Source organism: Amycolatopsis sp., from assembly GCF_035546795.1.
In the GTDB taxonomy this organism is placed as follows: Bacteria; Actinomycetota; Actinomycetes; order Mycobacteriales; family Pseudonocardiaceae; genus Amycolatopsis_E.
Genome location: NZ_DASZWC010000016.1, coordinates 189,854 through 207,927, shown reverse-complemented (window position 1 = coordinate 207,927; position 18,074 = coordinate 189,854). Strand labels below are relative to the sequence as shown.

22 protein-coding genes are annotated in these 18,074 nt (G+C 69.1%); 4 read left to right on the top strand and 18 right to left on the bottom strand.

The annotated features are described in order from the left end of the window. Nucleotides 1–51 precede the first annotated feature (51 nt). Entirely contained in the window at nucleotides 52–849 is a 798-nt protein-coding gene (locus VHD82_RS11860; protein ID WP_325701121.1) for a hypothetical protein, read from the bottom strand. 35 nt (nucleotides 850–884) lie between these two features. Between VHD82_RS11860 and rph the strand changes: the two genes are divergently transcribed. Continuing rightward, a complete protein-coding gene (rph, locus tag VHD82_RS11855) occupies nucleotides 885–1,664 on the top strand; it encodes a ribonuclease PH (RefSeq protein WP_325701118.1) in 780 nt (259 codons plus the stop codon). Next, nucleotides 1,661–2,263: an RdgB/HAM1 family non-canonical purine NTP pyrophosphatase gene (gene rdgB, locus VHD82_RS11850; RefSeq protein WP_325701115.1), complete on the top strand. Its 603-nt coding sequence runs from the start codon at nucleotides 1,661–1,663 to the stop codon at nucleotides 2,261–2,263. The genes rph and rdgB overlap by 4 nt, the downstream gene beginning before the upstream one ends. A gap of 15 nt (nucleotides 2,264–2,278) precedes the next feature. On the opposite strand, the gene VHD82_RS11845 is transcribed toward rdgB, so the two are convergent. From VHD82_RS11845 to VHD82_RS11830, 4 genes are read right to left on the bottom strand one after another with little or no spacing between them, the layout of a single operon-like run. After that, nucleotides 2,279–3,160, bottom strand: a complete 882-nt coding sequence (locus VHD82_RS11845; RefSeq protein WP_325701112.1) for a biotin-dependent carboxyltransferase family protein — start codon at nucleotides 3,158–3,160, stop codon at nucleotides 2,279–2,281. Continuing rightward, nucleotides 3,157–3,771 (bottom strand): allophanate hydrolase subunit 1, encoded by a 615-nt coding sequence (locus VHD82_RS11840; RefSeq protein ID WP_325701108.1) that lies wholly within the window; start codon nucleotides 3,769–3,771, stop codon nucleotides 3,157–3,159. The genes VHD82_RS11845 and VHD82_RS11840 overlap by 4 nt, the downstream gene beginning before the upstream one ends. Next, complete coding sequence (locus VHD82_RS11835) at nucleotides 3,768–4,544, bottom strand: 5-oxoprolinase subunit PxpA (protein ID WP_325701104.1); 777 nt, start codon at nucleotides 4,542–4,544, stop codon at nucleotides 3,768–3,770. Before VHD82_RS11835 ends, VHD82_RS11840 begins: the two co-directional genes overlap by 4 nt. A gap of 2 nt (nucleotides 4,545–4,546) precedes the next feature. Then, entirely contained in the window at nucleotides 4,547–5,881 is a 1,335-nt protein-coding gene (locus tag VHD82_RS11830; protein ID WP_325701101.1) for an MFS transporter, read from the bottom strand. Between the two features lie 182 nt (nucleotides 5,882–6,063). Here VHD82_RS11830 and VHD82_RS11825 point away from each other — a divergent pair, with 182 nt between their 5' ends. Then, on the top strand, nucleotides 6,064–6,771 hold the full coding sequence (locus tag VHD82_RS11825; protein WP_414637488.1) for a GntR family transcriptional regulator: 708 nt from the start codon (nucleotides 6,064–6,066) through the stop codon (nucleotides 6,769–6,771). 11 nt (nucleotides 6,772–6,782) lie between these two features. Here the strand turns inward: VHD82_RS11825 and VHD82_RS11820 are convergent, their stop codons facing one another. From VHD82_RS11820 to VHD82_RS11800, 5 genes are all read right to left on the bottom strand, one after another. Then, nucleotides 6,783–7,433 (bottom strand): response regulator transcription factor, encoded by a 651-nt coding sequence (locus tag VHD82_RS11820; RefSeq protein WP_325701098.1) that lies wholly within the window; start codon nucleotides 7,431–7,433, stop codon nucleotides 6,783–6,785. Beyond that, nucleotides 7,418–8,716, bottom strand: coding sequence for a sensor histidine kinase (locus VHD82_RS11815; protein WP_325701089.1), 1,299 nt, complete (start codon nucleotides 8,714–8,716; stop codon nucleotides 7,418–7,420). The genes VHD82_RS11820 and VHD82_RS11815 overlap by 16 nt, the downstream gene beginning before the upstream one ends. 113 nt (nucleotides 8,717–8,829) lie before the next feature. Next, nucleotides 8,830–9,303, bottom strand: a complete 474-nt coding sequence (gene bcp, locus VHD82_RS11810; RefSeq protein ID WP_325701086.1) for a thioredoxin-dependent thiol peroxidase — start codon at nucleotides 9,301–9,303, stop codon at nucleotides 8,830–8,832. A gap of 102 nt (nucleotides 9,304–9,405) precedes the next feature. Then, nucleotides 9,406–9,933 (bottom strand): hypothetical protein, encoded by a 528-nt coding sequence (locus VHD82_RS11805; protein ID WP_325701083.1) that lies wholly within the window; start codon nucleotides 9,931–9,933, stop codon nucleotides 9,406–9,408. A 195-nt stretch (nucleotides 9,934–10,128) separates the two neighbouring features. After that, the gene (locus VHD82_RS11800; protein ID WP_325701080.1) at nucleotides 10,129–10,311 is read right to left on the bottom strand and encodes a hypothetical protein; all 183 of its coding nucleotides are present in this window, start codon (nucleotides 10,309–10,311) and stop codon (nucleotides 10,129–10,131) included. Nucleotides 10,312–10,483: 172 nt separating this feature from the next. On the opposite strand from VHD82_RS11800, the gene VHD82_RS11795 reads away from it, so the two are divergent. Beyond that, a complete protein-coding gene (locus VHD82_RS11795) occupies nucleotides 10,484–11,200 on the top strand; it encodes a hypothetical protein (protein ID WP_325701077.1) in 717 nt (238 codons plus the stop codon). Nucleotides 11,201–11,203: 3 nt separating this feature from the next. Here the strand turns inward: VHD82_RS11795 and VHD82_RS11790 are convergent, their stop codons facing one another. From VHD82_RS11790 to VHD82_RS11755, 8 genes are all read right to left on the bottom strand, one after another. Continuing rightward, complete coding sequence (locus tag VHD82_RS11790; protein ID WP_325701074.1) at nucleotides 11,204–11,968, bottom strand: SDR family NAD(P)-dependent oxidoreductase; 765 nt, start codon at nucleotides 11,966–11,968, stop codon at nucleotides 11,204–11,206. 178 nt (nucleotides 11,969–12,146) lie between these two features. Then, nucleotides 12,147–12,773: a DUF4383 domain-containing protein gene (locus VHD82_RS11785; RefSeq protein WP_325701071.1), complete on the bottom strand. Its 627-nt coding sequence runs from the start codon at nucleotides 12,771–12,773 to the stop codon at nucleotides 12,147–12,149. Between the two features lie 82 nt (nucleotides 12,774–12,855). Continuing rightward, nucleotides 12,856–13,677 (bottom strand): ABC transporter permease, encoded by an 822-nt coding sequence (locus tag VHD82_RS11780; RefSeq protein ID WP_325701068.1) that lies wholly within the window; start codon nucleotides 13,675–13,677, stop codon nucleotides 12,856–12,858. Next, nucleotides 13,637–14,437, bottom strand: a complete 801-nt coding sequence (locus VHD82_RS11775; RefSeq protein WP_325701065.1) for an ABC transporter ATP-binding protein — start codon at nucleotides 14,435–14,437, stop codon at nucleotides 13,637–13,639. Before VHD82_RS11775 ends, VHD82_RS11780 begins: the two co-directional genes overlap by 41 nt. Beyond that, nucleotides 14,434–14,853, bottom strand: coding sequence for a MarR family winged helix-turn-helix transcriptional regulator (locus tag VHD82_RS11770; RefSeq protein ID WP_325701062.1), 420 nt, complete (start codon nucleotides 14,851–14,853; stop codon nucleotides 14,434–14,436). The genes VHD82_RS11775 and VHD82_RS11770 overlap by 4 nt, the downstream gene beginning before the upstream one ends. A 1,058-nt stretch (nucleotides 14,854–15,911) precedes the next feature. Continuing rightward, a complete protein-coding gene (locus VHD82_RS36775; protein ID WP_414637487.1) occupies nucleotides 15,912–16,307 on the bottom strand; it encodes a TetR-like C-terminal domain-containing protein in 396 nt (131 codons plus the stop codon). A 561-nt stretch (nucleotides 16,308–16,868) separates the two neighbouring features. Further along, nucleotides 16,869–17,534: an alpha/beta hydrolase gene (locus tag VHD82_RS11760; protein WP_325701056.1), complete on the bottom strand. Its 666-nt coding sequence runs from the start codon at nucleotides 17,532–17,534 to the stop codon at nucleotides 16,869–16,871. Continuing rightward, entirely contained in the window at nucleotides 17,531–18,037 is a 507-nt protein-coding gene (locus tag VHD82_RS11755) for a pyridoxamine 5'-phosphate oxidase family protein (RefSeq protein ID WP_325701054.1), read from the bottom strand. Before VHD82_RS11755 ends, VHD82_RS11760 begins: the two co-directional genes overlap by 4 nt. Nucleotides 18,038–18,074: the final 37 nt, after the last annotated feature.

Here is an 18,074-nt window from a genome sequence, read left to right as displayed (position 1 = left end):
ACCCTACGATGAATTATCCGCCGGGGCGGCGCGATGTCAACGTGCGTTGAATTACAGGGCCGCCAGGTAGTCCGCCCTCAGGTAGTCGCCGTAAGCGGCGGCCACCGCGATCAGATCCACCGCACCGGCCGGGGCGTCGAACAGGCCGGCGTCGTACGCGAGCGCGCCGCCCTTGCGCGTGGGTACGTCGTTGGTGACGTCGGTGAACCAGTCGAGGAAGGTCAGCTGCTTGCCACCGCGCACCGGCGGGGAAAGGAAGTCCAGCACCGCGGGACGGCTGCGCAGCACCCACCGGTAGAAGTCGGAGAACTGGTAGAAACGCTCCTCCGCCGCGCTCGGCCGCAGCCCGTGGACCTGTTCGGCGAGCACCACTCCGTGCTCCGTCGACGCCTGCTCGGCCTGGCTCCACGCGAGGTCGTGCGCGGAACGTCCGGACAGCCGCCCCGCCGCCAGCCGCGTCAGATAGCTCGCCCACAGCTCGGCGCCGGGGTTGCCGAACGTCTCGCTGCCGCGCCCGGAGGCGATCGCGATCCCGCGCTCGATGCCTTCCAGAATCCCGGCGTCCACGTAGGACACCCAGCTGCTGGGCGCGCCCATGTCGCGGTCGGTGAAGAACTCGATGATCCCCTCGATGTTGCCCCAGCGCGGCGCGTAGCCGGGGATGACTTCCGCCGCCGCCCCGGCGGAAAGCTCGCGGACGAAGTTCAGCCGGCCGGGCATCGACATCGTGTTGATGTCCTCCGCCGTGCAGTTCAGCGTGTCCGCGCAGGTGGCGATGCCGGCCTGGGCCGAGGAGGCGAGCGTGGCGCAGAGCAGGGCGGTCAGAAAGGTGACGAAGGCGGCGCGCATGAGAGGGCACACTAGCGGCGTTCTACGCTGCACGCGTGGCACGTAAAGATGGCAGGAACGACGACCAGCTCCGCGAAGTGAAGATCACTCGTGGGTTCCAGGACTGGCCGGCGGGCTCGGTGCTGATCGAGTTCGGCCGGACCCGGGTGCTCTGCGCCGCGAGCGTCACCGAAGGAGTGCCGCGCTGGCGGACCGGCTCCGGGCTGGGCTGGGTGACAGCCGAGTACGCGATGCTTCCCTCGGCCACCCACGACCGTAGTGACCGCGAGTCCGTCAAGGGCCGCATCGGCGGGCGCACGCACGAGATCAGCAGGCTCATCGGCCGCTCCCTGCGCGCGTGCATCGACCTGTCCGCGCTGGGGGAGAACACCATTCACCTCGACTGCGACGTGATCCAGGCCGACGGCGGCACCCGCACCGCGGCGATCACCGGCGGTTACGTGGCACTGGCCGACGCGGTCACCTGGCTCGCGGCAGCGAACCGGCTCGCCGACCCGAAACCGTTGTCGGCGATGGTGTCCGCGATCAGCGTCGGCGTGGTCGACGGCCGGGTCCGGCTGGACCTGCCGTACGAGGAGGACTCGCGCGCGGAGGTGGACCTGAACGTGGTCGCCACCGACGCCGGCGCCCTCATCGAGGTGCAGGGCACCGGTGAAGGCGCCACCTTCACCCGGTCCACTTTGGACCAGATGCTGGACATGGCGGCCGCGGGTTGCGAGGAGCTGACCCGCAAGCAGACGGCCGCGCTGGCCGAGCCGTACCCGGGTGAGCTGCCGGAGCCGCAGCCGGGCAAGAAGTCGAAAGGCTCGAAGTGACCAAGGTTCTGCTGGCCACCCGCAACGCGAAGAAGCTCGGCGAGCTGCGCCGGATCCTGGCGGCCGAGAACGTCTCCGGCATCGAGGTGCTCGGGCTCGCCGACGTCGACGAGTTCGAGGAGGCGCCGGAGACCGGTGCCACCTTCGAGGAGAACGCGCTCGCCAAGGCGCGCGACGCGGCGGCGGCCACCGGACTCCCTTCGGTGGCCGACGATTCCGGCATCGCGGTGGACGCGCTCAACGGTATGCCGGGGGTGCTCTCGGCGCGCTGGGCCGGCGGGCACGGGGACGACCAGGCCAACCTGGAACTGGTGCTGGCCCAGACCGGCGACGTTCCCGACGAGCGGCGCGGCGCGGCGTTCGTCTGCGCGGCGGCGCTCGTCGTCCCCGGCGGCCAGGAGCACGTGGTGCGCGGGGAGTGGCGGGGCACCCTGCTGCGGGAATCGCGTGGTACCAACGGTTTCGGCTACGACCCGATCTTCCGGCCGGAGGGTGAGCAGCGGTCCTCCGCGGAGCTTTCCCCGGCGGAGAAGGACGCGGCCTCGCACCGGGGCCGCGCCCTGCGCGCGCTGCTGCCGTACTTGCGTGCGCTCGCCTGACCGGTTTCGTCGCGGTCAGGTAGCCGGCACCGTCCGCTGCACCACCCGGAACGTCATCGCCTGGCCCGGACACGCCTGTGCGACAACCGGAAGGTCTTCGCTCACCACCACGGCTATCACCGGGTAGCCACCGGTGACGGGGTGGTCGGCCAGGAACAGCACCGGCAACCCGGACGGTGGGACCTGGATCGCGCCGATCACCATGCCTTCGCTCGGCAGTTCCTCCTGCCGGTCCCAAGTCAACTTCGGCCCGTCCAGCCGCACGCCCACCCGATTGCTCTCCGACGTCACGGTGTACCGCGAATTCCCCAGGACCTGCAGCGCGCCTGGAGTGAACCAGTCGTCGCGCGGTCCGGGCAGTACGCGTACCGATAGTCCGGTACGGGGCGGGTCGGCGACGGGCGCCACCGAAACGGCGGGCAGCGGGCCGGTGATCGCGCCGCCGACGGGCAGCACGTCGCCCGCGGACAGGGCGGGCGGGCCCAGCCCGGAAAGCAGGTCGGTGGCCCGTGATTCCAGTGTCGGCTCCACGCCGATCCCGCCGCGCACCGCGACGTACGTGCGCAGGCCGGAAGACGGCGGGCCGAGCACCACGTCCTCGCCGGGCCCGACGGTGAACGGCGCGTTCATCGCCTCGCCCCGGCCGTTGCGCGTGATCGGGCAGGGTGCCCCGGTGATCGCCACGTGCGTGCGATGCCGGAACCTCAGTGCCAGCCCGCCGAAGGTCGACTCCAGACAGGCCGCGCCGTCGGGGTTGCCGACGAGCCGGTTGGCCAGCGAGGCCGAGCGGCGGTCCGCCGCGCCCGAAGCGCCGACGCCCAGCGCGGCCAGCCCCGGTCTGCCCATGTCCTGCACGGTGGTCAGCGGTCCCGGCCGCAACACCTCGATCTCGTTCACGCCGCCACCGCCTCGAAGCGCACCTTGGTCCCCGGCGCGAGCAGTGCCGGGGGTCGTCTTTCCGTGTCCCACAACGGAATTTCCGTGCGGCCGAGCAACTGCCAGCCGCCGGGGGACGAGCGCGGGTAGACCCCGGTGTACTCGCCGGCGATCGCCACCGAGCCCACCGGCACCTTGGTGCGCGGCACCGAACGCCGCGGCAGGTGCAACCGGGGATCAAGCCCGGTCAGGTAACCGAACCCCGGGGCGAAACCGCCGAAGGCCACGATGTACTGGGTCGCGGTGTGCGCCGCGATCACCCCGGCCACCCCGAGCCCGGTGGAATCGCCCACCTCACCGAGGTCGGGGCCGTCGTAGATCACCGGCACCACCACCTCGCCGCCGCGAAGCGACTGCGCGGGCACCGGTTCGATGCCCGCCAGCCGCGCCGCGAGGGTTTCCGGGTCGGTCACCCGGGGGTCGAACCGGACCAGCAGGGTCGTCGCGGCGGGCACCATCTCCGTGATGCCCGCCGGCAGGGACTCCGCCAGCGCGGCGTACAGACCGAGGACGGCGTCGATCCCGTCGACCTCGGCCAGCAGCGCCTGGTCCCCGAAGGGCCTTACCCTCATGCGAAACTCCGCAACTCCACGCCGGCCTCCCGCAACGCGGTGCGGGCCGCACCGGCCAGTGCGACCGCGCCGGGGGTGTCGCTGTGCACGCACAGCGAACCCGCCCGCAACTCGACGACACTGCCGTCGACGGCCACCACTTCTCCTTCTGTCACCAGCCGCACGCACCGCTTCGCGACCTCCTCGGGATCGGTCAGTACCGCGCCCGGCATGTTCCGGGGCAGCAGCCGCCCGTCCGGGCTGTAGCCGCGGTCGGCGAACGCCTCCGCCACCGTGGTCAGCCCGGCCTCCCTGGCGTGTGCGAACAGCCGCGACCCCGGCTGCCCGAGGATGGGCAGCTGCGGGTCGTACTGCCACACTGCTTCCACCACCGCGCCGGCATGGCCGTCGTGGGTGGCGATCGCGTTGTAGAGCGCGCCGTGGGGTTTGACGTAACGGACCTCGCCACCCGCGGAACCGGCGATCGCGTCGAGTGCGCCGAGCTGGTAGAGCAGATCGTCCACCAGCTCGCCCGGGGCCACGTCGAGGAACCGGCGGCCGAACCCGGCCAGGTCCCGGTACCCGACGTGGGCCCCGATGGTGACTTCGTGCTTGACCGCCGATTCGCAGACCTCCCGCATGGTCCGCGGGTCCCCGGCATGGAACCCGCAGGCCACGTTGGCGGCGGTCACGACGCCGAGCAGCGCCTCGTCGTCCGCGATCCGCCAGGCGCCGAAGCCCTCGCCGACATCGCAGTTGAGGTCGATCGTCGTGACCATGCCCATCGTCGTCATGGCTACACTTCCGCCGTGGCGACCGCGAGGGTCTCGATCTGCTCTTCCTCGGGGTGCGGGGTCTTGCGGGCGAGGAGCACACCGACGAGGGTCAGCACCGCGGTGAAGGTCACGTACAGTGCGACGACGACCCAGCTGTTGAAGCCGGACAGCAGCGCGGTGAAGATCAGCGGCGCCACGGCGCCACCGAAGATCCCGGCCATGGTGTAGGCCAGCGAGCTACCGGTGAAGCGCAGCCGCGGCGAGAACTGCTCGGTGATCATCGCGGCCTGCGGGCCGTAGAGCAGTGCGTGGATGGCCAGCGCGACGACCACGCCGACGATGATCGCGAAGAACGACTTCGTCGAGGCCAGCGGGAAGAACAGGAACGGCCAGACGGCGGCGAGGATGGCGCCGGCCAGGTACATCGTGCGGCGGTTGAACCGGTCGGACAGCGCGCCGAAGGCCGGCATCAGGAACAGCTGGAAGCCCGAGCCGATCATCACCGCGATGGTGCCCTGGCTCTTGGGCATGTGCAGCTTGGTGGTCATGTAGGTCAGCACGAACACGGTGAACAGCGAGTAGAGCACGTCCGGGGCGATGCGGATCAGGATGCCGGTGATCAGCGCGCGCGGCTCCTTGGTGAAAACCTCCTTGAGCGGGGCCTTCGGCTTCTCGCCCTTCGCCTGCAGCTCCTTGAAGACCGGGGTCTCTTCGAGCTTCATCCGCAGCCACAGACCGAACAGCACCATCACGGCGGAGAGCAGGAACGCGATGCGCCAGCCCCAGGACTCGAACTGCGCGGTGGTGAGGATGGCGGCCAGCAGGGTCAGCACGCCGTTGGCGAGCAGGGTGCCGGCGGGCGGGCCGATCTGTGCCGCCGAGGCCCAGAACCCTCGTTTCTTCGGATCGCCGAACTCGCTGGACAGCAGTACCGCGCCGCCCCATTCGCCACCGACACCGACACCCTGGGCGAATCGCAGGATCACCAGCAGCACCGCGGCCATTCCGCCCATCGCCGCGTGCGTGGGCAGCACGCCGATCAGGAAGGTGGAGATACCGGTCAGCAGCAGGGTGGCCACCAGGACCTGCTTGCGGCCGATGATGTCGCCGAGGCGGCCGAAGATGAACCCGCCCAGCGGGCGCGCGGCGTAACCGACCGCGTAGGTGGAGAACGCCAGCATCGTGCTCGCGAGCTCATCCGAGGACGGGAAGAACAGCTTCCCGAGGATGGTCGCCGAGGCCACCGAGTAGACGGCGAAGTCGTAGTACTCGAGCGTCGTGCCGGACAGGCTGGCCGCGAAGGCGCGTGCCAGCGACTTCTTGTCCGGCGCCTGAGCCGTGGTGGTTTCGGTCATCGGGGGGATCCGATCTTTCAGGGGCTTGTGATGTGAGTCTCGAAGATAAGGATTGTTGAACGATAGGTCAATACTTTTGCGTGACGAGACTTCAAATCGTCATGCGACACGTTGAACCTGCGCCGGATAGGCTGGTTAACTGGGTGTTACAAGCACCAGCTGTCAACCCTGGGGAGGGCGCGTTGAGCACGGACGCCATGTCCATCGATGCCATCGCTGGATTGGAGTCGGACCGCCTCCTGCTCGGCCGGACCAGCACGGCCGAGCGGCTGGCCGACGTGCTGCGCAGCCGCATCACCGAGGGCTATTTCGAGCCCGGCACCCGGCTGTCGGAGGAGGCGATCGGCGGCGCGCTGGGCGTCTCGCGGAACACCCTCCGGGAGGCCTTCCGGCTGCTCACGCACGAGCGGCTGATCGTGCACGAGCTCAACCGCGGGGTCTTCGTGCGCATGTTGAGCGTGCAGGACGTCGAGGACCTGTACCGGGTGCGGAAGCTGATCGAATGCGCCACGGTCCGCGCGGTGACCGAGCCGCCGGGGGAGCGCCTAGCCCCGCTAGTGGCGGCGGTCGAAGCGGGGGAGGACGCGGCCCTGCGCCGGTCCTGGCGTGAGCTGGGCACCGCGGACATCCGCTTCCACCAGGCGCTCGTCACGCTCGCCGGCAGTCCGCGGACCGACGAGGTGATGCGCGGGCTGCTGGCGGAGCTGCGGCTGGTCTTCTACGTGATGGTCGAACCGGAGCCGTTCCACGAGCCGTACCTGACCCGTAACAAGGAGATCCTGGCCGCGTTGCGCAATGGTGACGGCCGCGGCGCGGAGCTCCTGCTCGAGTCCTATTTGGACGATGCGGAGCGGCAGCTCACCGCGGCCTACAAAGCGCGTGCCCGGTAAGGGAAATCGCGCTAACGGGCGGCGCCGAGATAGGTGAGCACGGCCCGGACCCGGCGGTTGGTGTCGTCGTCGGCGGCGAGGCCCAGCTTGGCGAAGATCGTGGTGGTGTACTTGCTGATGGCGCCCTCGCTGAGGAAGAGCCGGGCGGCGATGGCGGCGTTGGAAAAGCCTTCGGCCATCAGCGCGAGCACGGAAAGTTCCCGCTCGGTCAGCGTGCCGAGCGGGTCGGTATGCCTTGGCCTGCCGAGGAGTTTCGCCACCACCGTCGGATCGAGCGCCGTGCCGCCGCCGGCCACCCGCTCGACGGCGCCCATGAACTGAGCGGCGTCCAGCACGCGATCCTTGAGCTGGTAACCGACCCCGCCGTGCCCGTCGGCGAGAAGTTCGCGCGCGTAAAGCTGTTCCACGTGCTGCGAGAGGATGAGCACGGGCAGCCCGGGCACTTCCCGGCGGGCGGCGAGCGCGGCCTGCAACCCTTCGTCCGAGAACGTCGGCGGCAGCCGCACGTCGACCACGGCGACATCAAGTTTGTTGCCCAGCAACGCTTCGAGCGCGCCCGGTCCATTGTCGACGGCCGCGACCACCGAATGCCCGTGCGCCTCGATGAGGCGGACCAGCCCCTCGCGGAGCAGGAAGAGATCCTCGGCTACGACAACGCGCATGGCACCGCCACAGTGACTCGAGTCGGGCCGCCGGCCGGACTGTCGATTTCCAGTTTTCCGCCGAACGCCGCCATCCGGCGTTCGACCCCGTGGAGCCCCGAGCCCGCCGACGCGGTCGCGCCGCCGATCCCGTCGTCGGACACGACAGCGGTCAGGATCCCCGCTGTGTAACCGAGTTCGATCATCACGCCGGTGGCGTGCGCATGCTTGGCCACGTTCGTCAGCAGTTCCGCGACGGCGAAGTAGACCGCCGCCTCCACCGGATGTTCGGGCCGCGAAGGCACCGTACTGCGGACGGTGGTCTCGACCGCGGCGTCGAGCGCCAGCGCCCGGACGGCGTCCACCAGTCCGCGTTCGGTGAGCACGGGCGGGTTGATGCCGCGCACCAGCGAACGCAACTCGGCCAGCGCGGCGGCCGACGAGGCGCGGGCCTCGGCGAGCAATGCTTTAGCGGCTTCGGGGTCGGCGTCGACGAGTTGCTCGGCGGCGCCCATGGACATCCCCATCGCGACCAGGCGAGCCTGCGCCCCGTCGTGCAGGCCCCGCTCGATCCGCTCCAGTTCGGCCGACTGGGCCTGCGTCAGGTCCGCGCGGATCTCTTCCAGCTCCGCCACCCGCGAGCGCGGAGCGGGCGCGAGGAACGGGGCTGCCACCGGCCGGAAAACGCGCCACGCGAAGGGTGCGGCGGCGAGCCCTGCGACGATCAACGCGATCCCGATCCCGAGCAGACCCTGTTGCGGCGTCAGGTAAATCCCGCCGGCGAGCGCGAGTAACGGGAGAAGTGAAACCGGCAGCACGGTCACCCCCGCGACCAGCGCCCACAGGCCGTCCCAGTGCAGTTGCGGGTCATGGAACCGGGCGTGCACCTTCGCACGACGGCGGGCTTCCCGCTCGGACTTGTGGTACTCCGCGCCGTCCCACCAGTAGCCCGTGGCCATCCGGGTGACCGCCGGAACGGCACGGTAGGTCACCTCGATCCGCAACCCGAACCAGCGCTGCGCGAGCCGGCGCGCGGCCCGGCTGAGCGCGCGGCTGGTGAATGGGTGGACGATCCAGAGCGCCGCCGCGACCCACACCGCCACCAGCAACGTCTCGCCGACCGTCGCGAGCAACCGGACGATCGTGGGCGCGACCAGTCTGCCGGACCAGGAGTAGGCGAACCTGGCGCCGCCCCACCCGACAGCCACGCCGACCGCCGGCAGCGGGCAGGTCAGCAAGGCGAGCATCGCGGACCGGTACAGCCCTCGCGCGATCTCGGCGGGCCAGCGAGCCGGCTTCGTCATCTCTGCTCCGATCCCAGGCGTTTTCCGTCCGACATCGGAAAAGCTATGGCCGACGGGCCGTGCCTGGTATCCCGCTGCGCCCCGTGCGGGGTGGGCCCAGCCCCACCGCGCGGCTACGCGCTCAGCGACAGGTCCTTGAGCAGCTTCGCGACGTGCCCGGTGGCGCGCACGTTGTACAGCGCCTTCTCGATCTTGCCCTCCGGGTCGATGACGAACGTCGAGCGGATCACGCCCTGCACGATCCGGCCGTAGTTCTTCTTCTCCCCGAACGCGCCCCATTCGGCGAGCACGGTCTTGTCCGGGTCGGACAGCAGCGGGAAGGTCAGCTCCTCCGCGGCGGCGAACTTGGCCAGCTTCTCGGGCTTGCCCGGCGAAACGCCGAGCACCTGGTACCCGGCGTCGTTGAGCTGGGCGAGGTTGTCGCGGAAGTCGCAGGCCTGCTTGGTGCAGCCGGGGGTGCCCGCGGCGGGGTAGAAGTACACGACCACGTGCCGGCCACGGAAGTCCGAGAGGGAGACCTTGTTCCCCTCGCTGTCGGACAGGGTGAACTCGGGGGCCGTATCGCCAGGGGAAAGTCGCTCGCTCATGCGGCCTCCTCGGCGGACGCGGCGCGCCGCGGCAGTACCACTACGTCGGCCGGCATGGTGCCGGATGATTCACTCGCAAGCTCGCTCATGCCGCCCAGGGTATTACGCGGAACCGCAGTACACCGCGACGACCGAGCTGGTCGCGTTGGGGCGCAGCGAAAGGCGCATCGCAGACGGCGGCTCCGGCACCGCGAACGCGAGCGTCACCTGCACGTCGCGCCCCGGGGGCACGTCCTTGCCCGCGTCGACGATCCCGCTGTAGCCCTGCGTCGAGTCGACTACCTGCTTGGCGGCCGTCCCGGCGGCGGTGGCCGAAACCGACAGCGCGGACAGCCGGTACGGCTGGTCACCGTCGTTGTGGATGGCGATCTCGAACGCGACCGCGCGAGCGCTGCGGGGGTAGGCGCTGGTGCTGGGGCGGAACGATTTCGGGGCCGACACGAGCACCGTGACCCCATCGGCGAAGTGGTACTGCGCGCCGAAGTCCACTGTCTGCTGCACCGGCGACGCCGCCTGCACCGCGGGACTGCCGCCTACGGCAGGAGCACCGCTGTTCACCTGGGCCTGGCCACCACACGCGGTCAGGCTCAGCAGGGCGGCCACCAGCGCGACACGGGCCGGGGTGCGCACAGCGGCTACTTCCTTTACTCGGTTCGACGGTCCCCGGCTGGGCCGTTCGGGGTAGGCACTTCTGCCGGGGACTGCTCCACTGTGGCCGTTGACGCGCGCGGGTGCGAGGCGCGGCAGGGGGTTGACGCGGACCTGGTGTGAGGCTGTGGCCGATCCGTGATCGGAAGGGTACCGGCGGTGACAGCCGTCACGCGCTCACGTGGCCATCGCGAACAGCAGGATGAACCCGCCGACGCCGATCACCCACACCACGATGAGCCAGCCGAAGTCCCGCCACGGGTCGATCGTGTGGTTCTCCTCGCCGGGCACGTAGACGCCCCGCTGTTCGAACCAGTCGGCCCAGCCGAGTATCCGGCGGAACGGGTGTCGATCCGGCATGGCTTGCACCTCCGGATGTCACATTACGGCCGTCTTCGGTGTCCGTGTCCGCTACCTGGCCATTACGCAGGGTCGAAAGTTGGCTCATTCGGCTGTGAGCCCTGGCACTATCATGGCAACGAACTGGTAACGGCGGTTAAGTATGTCGCGGACGGTGACGAACGGAAGGGCTGTGAGCGTGCCGAGTGACGAGGTGAATTCCCGGCCGGGTGCGGAGGGTAGACGGTTGACCGTTGCCGAACTCCTTGCCCGCGAAGGAATGACGCACGAGTTCCCTGTCGTGCAGGAGCCCTTGGACGACACCCCGACCGATCGCATCCCGGTGGTCGAGCTGTTGCGCCGCGAGGGCAAATGGGATCGCCGCAAGGCGAGCAAGGTCGGTGCGCTGGCCGCGGGTGTGGTCGCGCTGGCCGGGATAGCGGCCACAGCGCTGAGCGCCGGCCAGTTGCACGACACCGCCGCGGCCGGTGGCGCCGGCGGCCCGTCCATCGGGCCGACGACGAGCGAGGCGCAGGTCCCGCCGCAGCTGGTGTCCACGGAGAGCTCGACGCCGTCGGGTACCGTCTCCAAGCCCGGCAGCGCGCCCGTGCAGCAGGGTTCGACGTCGAGCCAGAGCAACGGTTCGCATTCCAGTAGCGGCACCACTCAGCGCGCGCAGACCGACGCCGCGGCGCCGACCACCGAGCAACAGTCCAGCAGCGACAGCCCGGTGTCCAACCAGGCGACCCAGGCCCCGGCGCCCACGACCACCACCACGACGACGCGTGAAGACTCGTCTTCGGCGGCGAAGCCCGCGCCGACCACCTCGCAGCAGCCGCAGAGCGGTGGGCTGCTCGGCGCGGTCGGCGGCACCCTCGGCGGGTTGCTGGGCGGCATCCTCGGCCACTGAGCCTCAGCGCGGCAGGCGGCGCCACACGAACCGCGGCAACAGCCGCATGAGGAAGAAGACGGGGCGGAGCACGGCGGGCACCCACACCTCGCCGCGCCCGCGCCGCAGCGCCGCCACCGTTGCGTCCGCGACCTGATCCGGGGTGCTGGAGAACGGGGCCGGGGACATCCCTTCGGTCATCCGCCCGACCACGAACCCGGGCCGGACCAGTAGTAAACGCACCTTGCTCTCGTGGAGCGCGTCGGCCAGCCCGCTGGCGAACCCGTCGAGCCCGGCCTTCGCCGAGCCGTACACGTAGTTCGCCCGCCGCACCCGGACGCCGGCTACGGACGAGAAGACGACCAGGGTGCCTTTTTCCTGTTGCCGCAACAGGTTGGTCAGCTCGGTCAGAATGTGGACGTGCGCCACGTAGTCGGTGTGCACGATGGAAACCGCGTGTGCCGCTTCGCGTTCGGCGCGGTCTTGATCGCCGAGCAGCCCGAACGCGACTACCACGATGTCGAGTGGCCCGTGCTCGGCGACGATCTTGTCCAGCACGGGCCGGTGCCTGGCCAGGTCGTCGGCGTCGAACTCGACGCGCGCGACCTCGGCGCCCGCCTCGCGCAGGATGGCTTCCTGCGCGTCCAGATCCTTGCTTCGCCTTGCGGCCAGGATGACTTTGCCGCCGGGCTTGTCGTGCCCGGTTGGGTTGTCGCGTCCGGCCAGCCGCCGGGCCACGGCCAGGCCGATCTCGCTGCGGCCGCCGAGCACCAGAATCGTTCCGCTCACGGCCAGCAGTGTGCCCGACCGGCTCGGTTCGCCTTGGCTCGGAGCCCGTCAGGCTCGGTTTCGCCACGCAGGGGCCGCGGATTCGTTGTGCGGACAGCAGCGTGCCCGGCGGGTCGTGTGCCCCGCCGGGCCGATTTCGCTGCGTTGTCGCCGGGCGCCCCGGGGCGTCTCAGCCGGTTCAGTGTGCCGTGGTCCGGCGACCCAGCCGTGGCAACCGGTGCTGCTTCGGCGTCTCGACCGGCTCGGTCGGGGTCGCGTCGGCACCATCGACGGGCTTACGGGTCGAGTCGACCGGTGGCATCGTCTGCGTCGCCGCCGCAGTGTTCGTATCGGCCGTCGCGCTCGCGGGGGAACTCACGTGCACGACCTTGCGCGCCGGCATGACCGCGAGCAGCAGCCCGACGACCGCGGTGGCTATGTGCAGCCAGTTGTCCGCGGCGTTGAGGTTGAGCGGGTTACCGAGGCTGGACACGGGATTCCGCGAGATCACGCCGGTGATCATCAGACCCCAGATCGAGACCACCCCGAAACCGAGGAACAGCAGCCAGCCGAAGATCCGGGCCGTCGCCGACGAACTCGCGAGCACGATGCCGAGCACCCCGACCACCACGTGCACCAGGTTGAGCAACGGGTTGATCATGAATCCGAGCAACATCACCTGCTGGTTCCCGGCGAAGTTGCCGAATCCCGTGCGGGCGAACCCCACGATGCCGAACACCAGGTACACCAGGCCGATCAGGCCGACCAGCACCTGCACCGGCTGAATCCCGCTGACCCGGATGTGTGCGTCTTCCGAACGAGCCATGATCTCGTCCCCTTTTATCAGTGTGTGCCGTGTGCTGTAGCACTGTGCGCAAGGGGATACCCGCGTCCGGAAAACGACAAACTTACCGGGCCAGTCTCCCGAGAAGGGCCGACGCGACGGCGATGGCTGCCGCGGCTGCGCCGATCAGCACGCCGAAGTCCAGCCACAGGTGCGCCGGGGTGCCGATGAGCAGCCCGCGCAACGCGTCGACCTCGTAGCTGAGCGGGTTGATGTGGTTGAGCACCAGCAGCCAGCCCGGCATCAGGTCCACCGGGTAGAGCGCGTTGGAGGCGAAGAAGAGCGGCATGGTGATGGCCTGTCCGATGCCCATCAGCCGTTCGCGGGACAACACCAGTCCGGCGATCACGATGGAGAGACAGCAGAAGAACGCCGATCCGAGCACGAGCGCGAGCGCCGTGCCGAGCAGTTTGAACGGGTTGAGTGTCATCGACACCCCGAGGATCGCGGCGAGCACCACCACGATCAGCCCTTGCACGAGCGCACGGATCCCGGCTGCGAAAGCCTTTCCCGCCACCAGCGCCGCTCGCGGCGTCGGCGTGACGAGGAGTTTGGCCAGAACCCCGGCGTCGCGTTCCCAGATGATCTGGATGCCGTAGAAGATTGCGATGAACAGGGCGGACTGGGCGAGAATGCCCGGCGCCAGGTAGTCGAGATATGGCGTGTTCCCGGTGGGGATCGCATGCAGCCTGGTGAACGTCTCGCCGAAGATCAGCAGCCAGAGCGCGGGCTGGATGCCCCTGGTGATGAGTTCGGATCGGTCGCGGCGGAGCTTTTGCAGCTCTACCAAGCACATTGTGCCGACCCGGGAAAGCAGTTGGCGGAACCGGCCCAGCGGGCCGGGTTCAGCCCAGGCGACGGGCGGTGCGACGAGCGGCACGGACATCGCGGATACCTCCTCCTTCGAGCTGATCACCGGTCACGGCGCGGAACACATCGTCCAAAGTGGACCCGGCGCCGAGGTCCGCCTCGAGTTCTGCGGGGCTGCCCTCGGCCCGGATCCGGCCGCGGTGCATCAGCGCGATTCGTTCGCAGTACTGTTCGGCTTCGTCCATGTAGTGTGTGGTGACCAGCACGGTCATGCCGGTTTCCAGCCGGATCTGCTCGATGCGTTCCCACACGCTGGCGCGTGCGATCGGGTCGAGTCCGATTGTCGGTTCGTCGAGTATCAGCAGGCGTGGCGAGCTGACCAACGCCTGCGCGAGTTCCAGCCGGCGGATCATGCCGCCCGAGTAGCCCGAAGCCTGGCGCTCGGCCTCGTCGAGCAGCCCGACGGCTTCCAGTGCGGAGTCGACCTGTTGTGCCCGGGTGCGGCGCGGCACGTCGAACAGGCGGGCGAACAAGGCCACGTTCTCCCGTCCGCTGAGTGTGCCGTCGGCTGAAAGCTGTTGCGGCACATAGCCGATCGACCGCCGGACGGACATTCGCCGCCGGGTCACGTCCAGCCCGAAGACTTCCACCGAGCCGGACTTCACGGGTAACAGGGTGGTGATCATCCGGATCGCGGTGGTTTTTCCGGCGCCGTTCGGGCCGAGTAACCCGAATATCCGGCCCGCCGTGATTTCGAGATCGAGCCCGTCGACGGCGACGGTCTCGCCGAACATCTGTCGCAGGCCGGTGCAGCGCACCGCGGGGGGAGAGGTCATGCGTCCTCCTGGATGATGGCCAGCAGTTTGCCCAGCGCGGGAAGCGCTTCGGCGATCTTCTCAGTGTCCTCTTCGGACAGTTCGTGGAGTTTTCGTGCCACGTAGTCGGTTCTGATGCGCTGCCACGTATCCAGTCGCTCCCGCGTGGCGGCCGTGACCTCCAGCCGGACCGCGCGGCGGTCGGCCGGGTCTACTTTGCGTTCGAGCATTCCCGCCGACACGAGCTGGTTGACCAGTGTGCTGACGGAGTTGCCGGCCAGATGCAGCGCGCGCGCGGCCGCGGCCACGCCGATTCCCGGGTTGCGTTTCACCTCGCGCAGCAACTCAAGCTGGGCGCCGGTCAGCTCACTGCGTCCGGGCAGCTCGGCGCGAACCTGACGGCGAACGAGCCGCCGCAACCCGGCGACGGTCCTCATCAGACTCTCGGCGAGAGCAGTTCGATTCTGGGGCACGCAGCCAAGATAGCTCCTATTGAGAGCTATTAGCAAGGCTTAGTTTTCGACTGCCAGGGCGTCGGGGTCGGAGCCGGGTCGGAGGGGGTCGGCGTCGGAGGGGGGTGTGGCGCTGGAGTCGGGGTGGCGCCGGGTCGGCGCGGGGGGTGGCGCTGGAGTGGGGTGGCGCATGGGTGGGGGTGGCTCAGAGGTGGGGCGGCGCTGGAGCGGGGGTGTTGCTGGAGTTGGGGGTGGGGCGGCTCTCGAGTGGGCGTGGCGCTGGAGCGGGGGTGGCGCTGGAGTGGGGTGTTGCTGGAGCGGAGGTGGCGCCGGGTCGGCGCGGGGTCGACTCGGGTTGGCGGCGGGGTCGGCGTCGCGGGCGGCGTTGCTGGGTGACGGCATCGGGTAGCGGTGAACGTGGCGCTGTGGGAGGCGTTGTAGGGCGAAGCAGGTGAGCCGGGCCGTTGGCGGGGCAACCGTTCGGCTCCGGCGCCTGTCCAGCTCAGACAACCGGCGGACCGATCCGATGCGGCTGCCCTGCTCGCGTTTGCCTGCTCGGTCCAGGCCGACTCGGTCCAGGCCGGCGCTCGGCTCGCGGGCGGCGTTGCTCCGGGGCGACTATTTGGCCGGAGGCGACTGTTCGGTGCCCGGATGACTGTTCGGTTCGTGGGTGGCCGCCCCGTTCGGAGTGTCCGTTCGGCCGACGGGTGTCCGTTCGGTCCTGGGCGGCTGTCCGGTTTGAGGTAGGCGGGCGTGGTCGCTGCTGGTCGGGCGACCTTCGGCCCGGCAGGGCTGCCTGGCCGGGCAGGCGTCCGACTCAGGCCGGTGGGCCTACCCCGGAGCGGGGCCTGTGGGCGGACTTCCCGCTGCCGGTGGCCTGGTCCAGGCTGGCGACCTTCGTCTCCGCTTGCTGCAGCTCGCGTCGGCTCCACCCGGCGAGGCGGCCTCGGTCAGCGTAGGTCAAACCCGTCAGGCCAAGCTGCACGGCACCATTCGCCAGGCGTAGACGGCGGAGGAACTGTTGCCGTCTAACGGGTTCAATGCTACCGCCGATTCAGCGGTGGCGCGGCTGAGGAGTCGACGTATAGCGAATCCATGTCAGCGAAGCTCTTCCCAGGAGGCCGGGTCGCGGCGGAACCCCACGTCCGCGAAGTAGTCGGACCCGCCGGAGCGCCGGGGTTGTCGAAGCATCCCGGAACCGCTGCAGCAGCCGGGCTTGTCGAAGCACCCGAGTTGCCGTCCGCGCCAGACTTGGCGTGTTCGAACAGGATCCGGCACCACAACACGCCGAATGCCTGATCCAGTGCGAGGTCATCGTCTTTCGTTTGTGCGCCGCGTTCGCGTGCCCGAAAGAGAATCTCCGCCATTGCGGAGCGACGGCTCACCGTGAACTCCTGCAGCACTTTCGCCGCACCCTCAGCGCGAATTGCCTCTGCCATCGCATTGCGCAGCAACTATTCGGTCGCGGCGGCAGCACGAAAGGTCGCGGTGAGGAACAACCTGAGATCCTGCTCGAGTGAGCCGGCGTCCGGGACCGGCACACTGATCTCGGCTTGCGCCACCGCCGCTTCCCGCAGAACCGCACCTTTCGATGGCCACCAGCAGAGATCGTCTGCTTGCCGACACCTGTGGCCGCGGCAATGGTGTCGACACTGACCGAGGTCGCGCCTTCTGCGAGCAGTCCTGCCGCCGCAGCACGGATGGTCTCGCTCGCGGCCTCATTCCGGCGGCGCCCCGTGCGCGGTCGTCGGATAGTAGTCATGCCGGTTGCGTACCCGTTGTCGAAACCTTTGGTCTCGGTAATTGTCGGCGACCGTGCTCTATTGTCAGTACCCCCTTTGTCCGTGCTGATAATTGCGCGTCTGACTCCGGTGCGGAGAGTCGGTGATCCTGGGTTGACTCGCATCCGAGGTGGGCTCGGGCGAGTTTCGGGGCCATGCCATCGGTCTTGGTATGGCGCGGCGGGTGAATGTCTGGCCCGGCGATCTTTCCAGTCTTCCTCAGCCTGCTGGTTTCACTTCCTCGAGATAGTCGATGAGACGTTCTGCCAGCTCTTCAGGCTGACTCAGGGCGACCAGATGGCCTCCGGGCATCTGGTCGATCTCGATCCCGAGCCGGTCGCGGACGACGCGGTGTTGAAAACCAAGCGGGAAGAATCGATCGTCCACGCCTTGCAGAAATCTTGTCGGCACATCGGGCCATTTCGACAATGGCCATGGCTCGGAGAACGGCGTATCCGACTGCGGCGTCTCACCTTCGGCCATCGCTTGCGCGATGATGTCCGGTGGCACGTCATGGAAGAAGTCGCGAATCACGTCGAAGTCCTGGTATGGCCGGGAATGATGGGTGTTGCGCCACCAGTCTCCGGGAGACTCCGCCGGGGCCGGCACCATCGCGTTGAGCATGACCAGCAAATCGACCGGGATACGTTCGCAGACCAGAGGTGCGGTGAACCCGCCCATCGACTGCGCGACCAGCACCACTCCGGATCGATCGCCGATGGCATCGACCACTGTATCCGCGTATTCGGCGAGGCCAGCGGAATCGTCGGCCGCCGGGAGCTCGATGGCGAGTGCTTCGTGTCCGCGCTCGGTTAGTTCCGGCACCAGCCGGTGCCAGTACCAGGCCTGGCCGCCTGCGCCGGGTATCAGTGCGAAGGTCGTCACGCGTCGCTCCCTCGCGCCGCAAACTGCTCTGCGGTGCTGCCACCCGGGAAACGGTTGACGAAGTCCAGGACTCCGACCCAGGTCGGGCGTACCGCGATGCGAGCCATCCGCAACCCTGGACGATCGATCTCCGCGACAGCGGCCGCGCCGTGCTCCGGGCCGGCGTAGCGGCGCTGAGCCAGCGCGTATTCCGGCACGACGCCGTTCACATCGGTGACTTCCGCCGGCCCACGCGCAAGAAGTACCTCCGGTGGCGGGCCTCCGTGATCGATCGTGATCGCCACCTCGGGTCTCGCTCGCAGCGCCGAGATCTTGCGACTCCCGGCGAACGTGGCGAAGACGATTTCCTCACCGTTCCAGTGGAATAACATGGGAAACACCCGTGGCGTGCCGTCCGTCGCGACGTAGGCCAGGCGTGCCAGTTCGGTTGAGTTGAGCAGGCGCTGGGCGACTTCGGCCTCGAGGAGGCGGGTATCGCCCTGGGGTATGGTGACTGTGGTCATGCTCCTAATTTAGTAGTGACAGGTCCTGAAAAGCAAG

Excerpts from the sequence above, each read along its gene's own strand:
- VHD82_RS11860 (WP_325701121.1), bottom strand. The coding sequence starts at position 849 with ATGCGCGCCGCCTTCGTCACCTTTCTGACCGCCCTGCTCTGCGCCACG.
- VHD82_RS11840 (WP_325701108.1), bottom strand. The coding sequence starts at position 3,771 with ATGAGGGTAAGGCCCTTCGGGGACCAGGCGCTGCTGGCCGAGGTCGAC.
- VHD82_RS11835 (WP_325701104.1), bottom strand. The coding sequence starts at position 4,544 with ATGACGACGATGGGCATGGTCACGACGATCGACCTCAACTGCGATGTC.
- VHD82_RS11830 (WP_325701101.1), bottom strand. The coding sequence starts at position 5,881 with ATGACCGAAACCACCACGGCTCAGGCGCCGGACAAGAAGTCGCTGGCA.
- VHD82_RS11820 (WP_325701098.1), bottom strand. The coding sequence starts at position 7,433 with ATGCGCGTTGTCGTAGCCGAGGATCTCTTCCTGCTCCGCGAGGGGCTG.
- VHD82_RS11815 (WP_325701089.1), bottom strand. The coding sequence starts at position 8,716 with ATGACGAAGCCGGCTCGCTGGCCCGCCGAGATCGCGCGAGGGCTGTAC.
- bcp (WP_325701086.1), bottom strand. The coding sequence starts at position 9,303 with ATGAGCGAGCGACTTTCCCCTGGCGATACGGCCCCCGAGTTCACCCTG.
- VHD82_RS11800 (WP_325701080.1), bottom strand. The coding sequence starts at position 10,311 with ATGCCGGATCGACACCCGTTCCGCCGGATACTCGGCTGGGCCGACTGG.
- VHD82_RS11785 (WP_325701071.1), bottom strand. The coding sequence starts at position 12,773 with ATGGCTCGTTCGGAAGACGCACACATCCGGGTCAGCGGGATTCAGCCG.
- VHD82_RS11780 (WP_325701068.1), bottom strand. The coding sequence starts at position 13,677 with ATGTCCGTGCCGCTCGTCGCACCGCCCGTCGCCTGGGCTGAACCCGGC.
- VHD82_RS11775 (WP_325701065.1), bottom strand. The coding sequence starts at position 14,437 with ATGACCTCTCCCCCCGCGGTGCGCTGCACCGGCCTGCGACAGATGTTC.
- VHD82_RS11770 (WP_325701062.1), bottom strand. The coding sequence starts at position 14,853 with ATGAGGACCGTCGCCGGGTTGCGGCGGCTCGTTCGCCGTCAGGTTCGC.
- VHD82_RS36775 (WP_414637487.1), bottom strand. The coding sequence starts at position 16,307 with ATGGCAGAGGCAATTCGCGCTGAGGGTGCGGCGAAAGTGCTGCAGGAG.
- VHD82_RS11755 (WP_325701054.1), bottom strand. The coding sequence starts at position 18,037 with ATGACCACAGTCACCATACCCCAGGGCGATACCCGCCTCCTCGAGGCC.